The sequence below is a fragment of the Marinobacter sp. MBR-105 genome, from assembly GCF_053628895.1.
Genome location: NZ_JBRJHG010000033.1, coordinates 1 through 8,292, shown reverse-complemented (window position 1 = coordinate 8,292; position 8,292 = coordinate 1). Strand labels below are relative to the sequence as shown.

The 8,292-nt window shown below is 54.0% G+C and carries 7 protein-coding genes and 2 pseudogenes; 4 read left to right on the top strand and 5 right to left on the bottom strand.

Features of this window, described 5'->3' with window-relative positions; all coding sequences use genetic code 11:
- Positions 1 to 190 (bottom strand): annotated as a pseudogene (locus ACSSVV_RS20625) (GlxA family transcriptional regulator); the annotation flags it as partial.
- Positions 191 to 253: 63 nt separating this feature from the next.
- On the opposite strand from ACSSVV_RS20625, the gene ACSSVV_RS20620 reads away from it, so the two are divergent.
- Positions 254 to 556: a putative quinol monooxygenase gene (locus tag ACSSVV_RS20620; RefSeq protein WP_454106939.1), complete on the top strand. Its 303-nt coding sequence runs from the start codon at positions 254 to 256 to the stop codon at positions 554 to 556.
- A gap of 246 nt (positions 557 to 802) precedes the next feature.
- On the opposite strand, the pseudogene ACSSVV_RS20615 reads toward ACSSVV_RS20620, so the two are convergent.
- Positions 803 to 1,072 (bottom strand): annotated as a pseudogene (locus ACSSVV_RS20615) (IS3 family transposase); the annotation flags it as partial.
- Between the two features lie 39 nt (positions 1,073 to 1,111).
- On the bottom strand, positions 1,112 to 2,065 hold the full coding sequence (locus ACSSVV_RS20610; RefSeq protein WP_039882095.1) for a GlxA family transcriptional regulator: 954 nt from the start codon (positions 2,063 to 2,065) through the stop codon (positions 1,112 to 1,114).
- A 144-nt stretch (positions 2,066 to 2,209) separates the two neighbouring features.
- Here ACSSVV_RS20610 and ACSSVV_RS20605 point away from each other — a divergent pair, with 144 nt between their 5' ends.
- Both ACSSVV_RS20605 and ACSSVV_RS20600 read left to right on the top strand, forming a co-directional pair.
- A complete protein-coding gene (locus tag ACSSVV_RS20605; protein WP_454106938.1) occupies positions 2,210 to 3,088 on the top strand; it encodes an MBL fold metallo-hydrolase in 879 nt (292 codons plus the stop codon).
- A 43-nt stretch (positions 3,089 to 3,131) separates the two neighbouring features.
- Entirely contained in the window at positions 3,132 to 3,674 is a 543-nt protein-coding gene (locus ACSSVV_RS20600; RefSeq protein ID WP_008175532.1) for a cysteine hydrolase family protein, read from the top strand.
- A gap of 404 nt (positions 3,675 to 4,078) precedes the next feature.
- Here ACSSVV_RS20600 and ACSSVV_RS20595 read toward each other — a convergent pair whose 3' ends face one another.
- Positions 4,079 to 6,655: a bifunctional diguanylate cyclase/phosphodiesterase gene (locus ACSSVV_RS20595; RefSeq protein WP_420389704.1), complete on the bottom strand. Its 2,577-nt coding sequence runs from the start codon at positions 6,653 to 6,655 to the stop codon at positions 4,079 to 4,081.
- A gap of 673 nt (positions 6,656 to 7,328) precedes the next feature.
- Between ACSSVV_RS20595 and ACSSVV_RS20590 the strand changes: the two genes are divergently transcribed.
- Entirely contained in the window at positions 7,329 to 8,000 is a 672-nt protein-coding gene (locus ACSSVV_RS20590) for a hypothetical protein (RefSeq protein WP_454106937.1), read from the top strand.
- Positions 8,001 to 8,045: 45 nt separating this feature from the next.
- Here ACSSVV_RS20590 and ACSSVV_RS20585 read toward each other — a convergent pair.
- Positions 8,046 to 8,292: hypothetical protein (locus ACSSVV_RS20585; RefSeq protein WP_454106936.1), on the bottom strand; the 247-nt coding region annotated here is incomplete at its 5' end.

The window sequence follows — 8,292 nt, the reverse complement described above, 5'->3', positions numbered from 1 at the left end:
CGCCCACCAGCGTGAGCTCTATGTGCGCGGGAGCCTGTGGCAGCGAGCCCGCCATCGCATTGGCCAAGCCCACTGTGTCGGTGAGCGCCGCAAGCCCCAGATCAAACACGCCATCACAAACAAGGATGTGGAGTTTCATGGCAATAATGATATCAAAGTTGTCATTATTGTCTATAGAGATGGCTGTCATGACGACTTAGACTGCAGGCTCGTTGATCCATTCAACTAACCCATTTACCCAAAGGATTACAGTATGACCAAGCTCGCCCTGTTTGTTCGCCTCGAAGCCAAACCCGGCCAGGAGGCTGCGCTTGCCGACTTCCTGGCCAGCGCTCTGCCGCTCGCCAACGCCGAGTCCGGCACCACTGCCTGGTTCGCATTGAAGTTTGGCCCTTCGACGTTCGGTGTGTTAGATGCCTTTGCCGATGAGGCAGGTCGCCAAGCACATCTGAACGGCGAGATCGCCGCGGCCTTGATGGCCAACGCCGCGACCTTGCTCAGTTCTCCGCCCAATATCGAGAATGTCGAACTGCTTGCAGCCAAACTGCCTGCATGACAACCCGGCCTTGACTCAATCAGGTCACGCTGCGTAGGGCCACACGGCCCTACGCAGCCCCCCTCGATTGCCGGGGGGATGTTCGGCGACAATTCTCTTGGCAGCCAGCCTTCTGATTTTAAAAAGGTCGATAATACTGATGCCTGTAGTTGCCCCAACTAAACTGAGCACCATCTTGCCAGTTCAGCCCGGTATTCCCCGGTGGCATTTCAGACTCTTGTGCGGGTGGCTGCGATTATAGTCTCAGATCCATTTCGGCAATCTGGCCATCACAGTGGCTGGATCAGGAAGGTCGTACAGGTATACATCGCCCCGCTTAAACGTCTTCACAAAAGCCTCCGCTATGCCGTTACTATGAGGGCTTCGCGCGGGTGTGATATACACCACAAAACCCAGAGCGGATGCGAAGACTCGCGTTTCTTTGGCAATGTAGCAGTTGCCATTATCCGTCAGCCATTCCAGAGATTGTGGCACCCACTTCGACTAGCCGAACCGGTATTTCGGGCTTTCCCGCAGTACTCCTGTTACCTGCCCGCTGAACTGGTGGCTGGATTATCAGGCCACATCTCCAAAGGTCCTGCGCCAGTCACGAGGGCTTACGTGGTGACGTTGCTTGAAATGCTGCCGGAATGACGTTGCTGTGTGGAAGCCGATTCTTTCCGAGATGGCTTCCACAGACAGCGATGTGGTCTCCAGCAGTTCCCGTCCTCGCCGAAGTCGTTCACTCACCAACCACTCCACTACCGTCATGCCGGTGGCTCTCTGGAAATGGCGGGTGAAGGTGCGCCGGCTCATGGCGGTGCGGGCGGCCAGTTCATCGATTGTGTGTGTTTCGGCCAGATGTTCCCGCAGATAGTCAAGTAGTCGGTTGATATGCGCATCCTGAGTGGAAATCGCGACCGGCTGCTCAATGAACTGAGCCTGGCCACCTTCCCGGTGCGGCGGAACAACCATCAGGCGGGCAAGGGTATTGGCGGTCCTGGCACCGTAATACTCCCGCACCAGAAACAGGCAGCAATCCAGCCCCGCCGCTGTGCCAGCGGACGTGACCAGCCGGTCATCCTTCACATAGAGGGCGTTGGTATCCAGATTCACCTGTGGAAACCTATTGAGGAAGTCCTGTTCTGCCAGCCAGTGGGTCGAGGCTCTCTTGTTATCCAGCAAACCCGCATAGGCCAGCGCATAGGTGCCGTAGCAAAGGCCTACCACATGTGCGCCCCGTTCATGGCAGCGGGTGAGAGCCTCCGCCAATTGCGGCGGTGGGGCTTCGCTCAGATCGTGCCAGCCGGGTACTACCGCAATATCAACCGCATCCAATAATTCCAGCCCGCCATCTGGCTGAACGGTCATGGCCCGTTCGGATGTGAGGGGCTTGCCGTCTGGGGTGATAATCAGCAACTCGAACAAGGGGCCGTCGGGCAAGGCAATACTGAATACCATGTAAGGAACAGAGAAATGGAAGGGGCTGAATTGTGGGTGAAGGATAAGCCCGACTTTCGGTAGCGCCACGGTGTCACTCCTGTGGTTCATTTAACCCGATGATAACTGCTTGGCCCGATTCTTTCGATCATTGTCTTTCAGGTCAATATTGGTGGTGATCACATCTCCGTAGACTTACTCCATCAACGAACACCCTGTTGGAGGATAAATACCATGTTGATCAAAACTTTCGCTGGCGCCCTGATGCTTGCTTCGACTGTTTTTACTGGCGCTGCTTTCGCCGAATCGTATACCCGGGAACCCAGCCACCAGATACAGCAAATCCGCAATGCCACCATCAAGGTTACATACGGAGAGACCACCTTTCTGATTGATCCTATGCTGGCCGAACAAGGAGCTTACCCGGGCTTTCCGGACACTTACCGCAGTGAGCTGCGTAATCCTTTGGTGGGCTTGCCCATGGCCGCTGAGGATGTGATTGAGGGTACCGATGCGGTGATCGTTACCCATACCCACCTGGACCACTGGGACGATGCCGCCCAGAAGCTGTTGCCGAAGAACATTCCCCTGTTTGTGCAGAACGGGGCGGATGCCGAGCTGATCCGCTCACAAGGCTTCAAGGATGTGCGTATTCTGGATGGCGAGGCTGAATTCGGCGGCGTGATACTCCATAAAACCGGCGGCCAACACGGCTCCAATACCCTTTATGCCATTCCCGAGCTGGCCAAGGCGCTCGGTGAAATCATGGGTGTGGTTTTTGAAGCCGAGGGGCAGGAAACCACTTACGTGGTAGGCGATACCGTGTGGCGTGATGAAGTGGTTCAGTCATTGGAGCGCTTTCAGCCGGACGTTGTTGTGTTGAATGCCGGGGCGGCGGAACTGACAGGCTTTGAGGGCGACTCGATCATCATGGGCAAAGAAGATGCCCTGCGAGTGCACCGAGCTTTACCAGATGCGGACATTGTCGCCGTGCACATGGATGCGGTGAACCATATGACCCTGAGCCGTGAAGAGCTGGCAGAGTTCGTGGAGAACGAGGGGATTGATGAGCGGGTATTGATCCCGGCGGATGGTGAGATTCTTTCTTTCTGACCAGAACACCCCTGAAACAAATGATCCAATGAGGAACAGTCAAATGAGCAAGCGAGCCGTTATTGTTGTCGATATCCAGAATGAGTACTTTGCCTCCGGCAAACTGCCTCTGGTGAACATTGAACAGGCAGCCGCCAAGGCTGCCCAGGTGATAGATACAGCGCGTCAGAACAAAGACCTGCTGGTGCATGTTCACCATGAGTTTCCGGACCCGGATGCGCCTGTATTCACCCCGGGTACAAACGGCATCAACATCCACGAATCCGTGGCACCAAAAGGTGATGAGCCGGTGATTCTGAAGAATTATCCCAACTCATTCCTGAAAACCAACCTGAAAGAGCTGCTGGATGCCAGCGACATTGAGGAAGTGGTTGTGATCGGTGCCATGAGTCACATGTGCATCGAAGCCACCAGCCGAGCCGCTTCAGATTTTGGCTACAAGGTCACTGTGCTGGAAGATGCTTGCGCCACGATGGACCTGGAGTTCAACGGCGTGAAGGTGCCGGCGGCACAGGTTCATGCCACGGCTATGGCGGCTCTTGGGTTTGCCTATGCGAGTGTCCAGTCCACCCGGGATTACCTGTGAGGATCTTGCTCTTCGTATCTGTCGGGTGGTTGCTCCCGTAAACTGAAGCCGACCGGCCAGAAACATTTCAGCCGGTCGTTTCAGTGGTATCGTTCGGCCCGGATCTATTGCTGGACGGCCTCATATGTTGCGTGCAGATTCCAAAAATCTGAACGTTCGCTTTGCGACCCAAGGCTACTCACGGACCTCAGCGAAAAAGAGCGAATACTCGCGCCACCACCATTTCAGACGTTATGCCGCCCATACGTTGAGTGATGAAGATGGTGACGGCAGAAAGATGCCTCTTAGGCCCAGGTTGGCCATTTGTGTTGATGGCTGATCACCCCAAGAGGGGTTGTATGTTGGCGTGGAGGAGAAATGGCAACAGTGGCGTTTGGCTAAAGTCGGGCGAGTATGACGGAGTGTCATCTCGCTGGATTCACCGGCAATAGGTCAGGCAGCTTTTTCAAGTCCGCGAGAGGCATTGGCCGGGCAAACAGATACCCCTGCAGGATATCGCAGTGCCGACGGGCCAGGTCGTCCTGCTGCTCCCGGGTTTCTATCCCTTCCGCAACCACGATCATATCCATGTGGTGAGCCATGGTAATCACGCCCTGAACGATGGCGGCTATCCGGTGATCTGTCGTGGTTTTCTCCACAAAGCTTCGATCGAGTTTCACCTTGTGGGTGGGCAAATCCCGAAGATAGCTTAGGCTGGAAAAGCCGGTTCCGAAATCATCCAGTGCCACACGTACGCCCAAGGTTTTCAGGGTTTCCATTAGCTCGATTACGGGCTCGGCACCATCAAGAAGAACACTTTCCGTCACCTCCAGTTCCAGCAGTTGTGGCGGAAGCCCCGTTTCTGCCAGCACCCGGCGAACGTCATCCAGAAAGCCGCCGCGGATGAACTGCAGCGATGAAATGTTAACGGCAACACGTAGCCCTCTTTCCCGCTGGGCATTGAAGTCTGCGATTTCTATGCAGGCCTGTTTGAGGATCCAGAGGCCGAGCGGAATGATCTGACCAGTCTGCTCGGCCAATGGAATGAACTCACCGGGGGAGATCATCCCCCGGGCAGGGTGTTTCCACCGTACCAAAGCTTCGACACTGCGCATTCGTCCAGTGACAGCGTCCACCAGGGGCTGGTAATGGATTTCAAACTGGTTTTCATTCAGAGCGGTGTGAAGGTCATGCCTCAGCTTAACGCTGTGCTGGCTGCGTTCGGCTTTAAGGCCACTGTGCCATTGCCAGGTGTTTTTGCCTTGCCGTTTGGCCCGCTCCCGGGCAATGTCTGCAAACTGCAGTAATTCATGAGGGGCGTCCAGAGGGGCGCTGTTACAGGCGATCCCAATACTGGCACTAATGTGGACCATCTGGCCGTCCACGTCGATCGGCTTTGCAAGATGTACCAATATGCGCTCGGCCAGTTGGGTGACCTCTTTGCGATTTGTGTACCCAGGTAGCAACAAACCAAATTCATCCCCAACCAACCGGGCAACGGTTGCCTCAGGTGCCGTCAAGTCTGCCAGTCGCCGGGCAATGGTTATGAGTACCTGGTTGCCAACATGATGCCCCAGTTCGTCATTGATGGGCTTGAATCCGTCCAGGTCCAGATACAGGACAGCTAACGCTCCACGCCCACCATCCAGAATCAGTGCGTCATGCAGCGTCTCTTGAAACGAGACCCCATTGGGTAAGCCGGTAAGCAGGTCATGGGTGGCCTGGTAAGTAATCTGGGCTTCCTGCTCCCGTTGGTGGGTAACATCCTGCTGAGTGCCAATAAAGTGAGTGCAAAGGCCGTCATTACCGAACACCGGGCTGATCCGGAGGTGATTCCAGAAAGGCGTACCGTCCTTTCGGTAGTTAATCAGTTCGACATTGACCTCGGTTTGGTGGTGCAGTCCCTGCCGTATGGTTTCGAGCGCTTCCAGAGCAGTGTCTTCTCCCTGAAGAAAGCGGCAGTTGCTTCCCATGACCTCGTCGTAAGAGTAACCGGTCATTTCAGTGAATGCGGGGTTGGCATAGACCACTGGCATGTCTGGACTGCGTGCGTCCACCATCAACATACCGTTGGGATTTGCTTCAATGCCACGCTTGAGCAGATGCAGGTCTGCATCCTGATGTTTACGATCAGAAATGTCCCGGCAGAGACCATAGACGCCGACAATCTCACCCTGGATGATGACCGGGAAGTTGGTGACCTCCAGGAAGTAGGGATGGCCGAAGGCGTGAGTGCCTATGGTTTCGTAGGTGATGACTTCACCGTTTCGAGCTCTGTCGAATGCTGCCTGGGTCTGTGGGCGATAATCAGGTTCAATAAATAGATTGAAGTGAAGGCCGCACACCTTACCCGCCGAATAGCCAGAAATTTTTTCCAATGCCTTGTTACAGCTCTGGAAGCGACCATCGAGGTCGAACGTGTATACAGCATCTGGATGGTTGTCGAACAGGGTCCGGTGCCACTCGGAGAGGGTTCTATGGTTCTCAGCGTCCCGGTGTCGGAGAATGGCCAGGGCGACCAGAGCTGCGCCCCGGGCCAGGTTGCGTTGAGCGCCCGCAGTTGGGGTGGCTGGAGCGCGGTAGTAGGTGGCAAAGGTGCCCAGGAGCTCATTTTTCGAGGTCAGAATCGGCATGGACCAGCAGGCGCGGACTCCTTCTGCCTCGGCGATGTCATGGAAGCCCGTCCAGCGGCGATCTTCTTGAATATTGTCAGTAATAACTAAGTCTTCAGTAAAGGCCGCAGTACCACAAGTGCCCTTGTTCTCAGCCACCTGAATATCCTGCATGGCCTGGAAAAAACGATCTGAAAACCGATCGCTGGGTATTAAACTGAGGCTGTTTGAGGCTGGATGAAATTGCATGATGGAAACCAGCGCACCGGGCATCATGCTGCCGACCCAGTCGGCTATCGCGTCCAGCGTCTGTTCCAGCGGGTGTTGCTGGGCAATTAGTTCATGGATGTTCTGCTGCGCTTCCAGCACAGAATATTCTATGTCGCTCATGGTGCGATGCCCTGCTGACAGGTGGGGTTCTTCTCAGAAATCCTTCTACGCGCAATCTCCAGAGCAACTCTGAGCTGGTCACTAGATGACGAACCCCGATCTGTTTAACGATTATTTTTATCGAGCATGTCCCGAAAGCCGGTGAACATACGCATTGATACAAAATTGCAGCGTGATTCGAATTCAATGAAGTATCGGCAACAGTCGCAAAAATGGAAAATATTTTAAGTAACCATTTGTTAAAACTCGAAATATACGTGGAGCGACAGCTTTGTTTCCGCAGCTAGCGAGAGCAATCTGTGGGCGTCCTGAAACTGTTTGCCAAAAGAGCAAGATTTAACGGAATTCGTTTCTTCAAGTCACCGTGTGGATGTCCTGTTGTGCGCCAGACATATCCGAAGCTGGCGAAATAGTAGCAAGCTGTCTACTCTGGATTGAGACAGTTAAGCCAAGGAGGCATCAGTGGAACACTATTACGCAAACGACAACCCACAAAGCACCGGTGAGCATGAGGTGCATAGAGAGGGTTGCCAATTCATGCCTGAAATTCTGAACCGGACCTATTTGGGCATGTTCGCATCATGCAGAGATGCTCTCGAAGCGGCCCGACAAAAATATGACAATGTGGATGGCTGTTTCTTCTGCGCTAACGCTTGTCACAATCGATAACAGAATGATGAGCAATCTCGACCAGAACACTCTGGATTCCAATAGACGGGATAGGTTGGTAAGTATCGCCAACAGCGCTGCTGGCGTGCTTCCAGGTGTCGGAACCCTCATTTCTGAAGTGATGACGGCCATCATCCCAGACCTGCGCTTGGAGCGCATGGTTGCCTTTTTGAAACAGCTTGATTCCGAAGTCGCAAACATTCACGGGCGACTGGATACATTTGAGCAACACCTTCAAACTGAAGAAGGTTTGGATCTCTTGGAGGAAGGCTGCGTCCAAGCATCCAGGGCAGTATCTGCAGACCGCAAAGAGCGTCTTGGACGCTTGGTTGCCAAGGCGCTGTCAACCGAAGAGTTGCGCTATGAGGAAATCCGGAAATTACTCAATATCTACCGAGAACTAACAGACCCGGAGATCATTTGGTTAATTTATTATTCTTTGAATCCGGTCTTTGGAGATGGGCCGCATAAAGAATGGGCGAAGCTGCACCCAGAAATATTGGAACCGGTAAGCAAAACAATGGGGGCTTCTCAGGAACAAATCGTCAAGGCAGCGCTTCAGGAGAGCTACAAGCAGACTCTGCAGCGGTTCGGGCTTGCCGAGCAGAAAGGTAATCGCCTCAGTGTCACGACACTTGGTCGAATGCTCGTGCAGTATATCCAGGCTGAGGATTGATTTCCCTGACCTTCGCCTTGGAGCTAACAGTCGTCATCCAGCGGATCACAATCTACGTAAAGAAGGCTCCGATCGGAAACGCTGGTTTAACCTATACGCACTGTCGTTGTTCATGGAACTTGCCAGGCTCCAATAAGCCACCTTCAAACAAGAGCCTAGCTGCTCAGGGGCTTGCTCTGATTCATCAGATGGTTCATCTAGCCCGGATTTCTCATAGGTCCCCGGCAAGTCTCGCAGACTGAGCAGGTTACCGCCATTACCGCTCATTTGCGGTCGCGATTGATTAATAACT

Bases quoted from the DNA above. Each gene is read 5' to 3' on its own strand.
- ACSSVV_RS20620 (WP_454106939.1), top strand. From the start codon at position 254: ATGACCAAGCTCGCCCTGTTTGTTCGCCTCGAAGCCAAACCCGGCCAG.
- ACSSVV_RS20605 (WP_454106938.1), top strand. From the start codon at position 2,210: ATGTTGATCAAAACTTTCGCTGGCGCCCTGATGCTTGCTTCGACTGTT.
- ACSSVV_RS20600 (WP_008175532.1), top strand. From the start codon at position 3,132: ATGAGCAAGCGAGCCGTTATTGTTGTCGATATCCAGAATGAGTACTTT.
- ACSSVV_RS20595 (WP_420389704.1), bottom strand. From the start codon at position 6,655: ATGAGCGACATAGAATATTCTGTGCTGGAAGCGCAGCAGAACATCCAT.
- ACSSVV_RS20590 (WP_454106937.1), top strand. From the start codon at position 7,329: ATGATGAGCAATCTCGACCAGAACACTCTGGATTCCAATAGACGGGAT.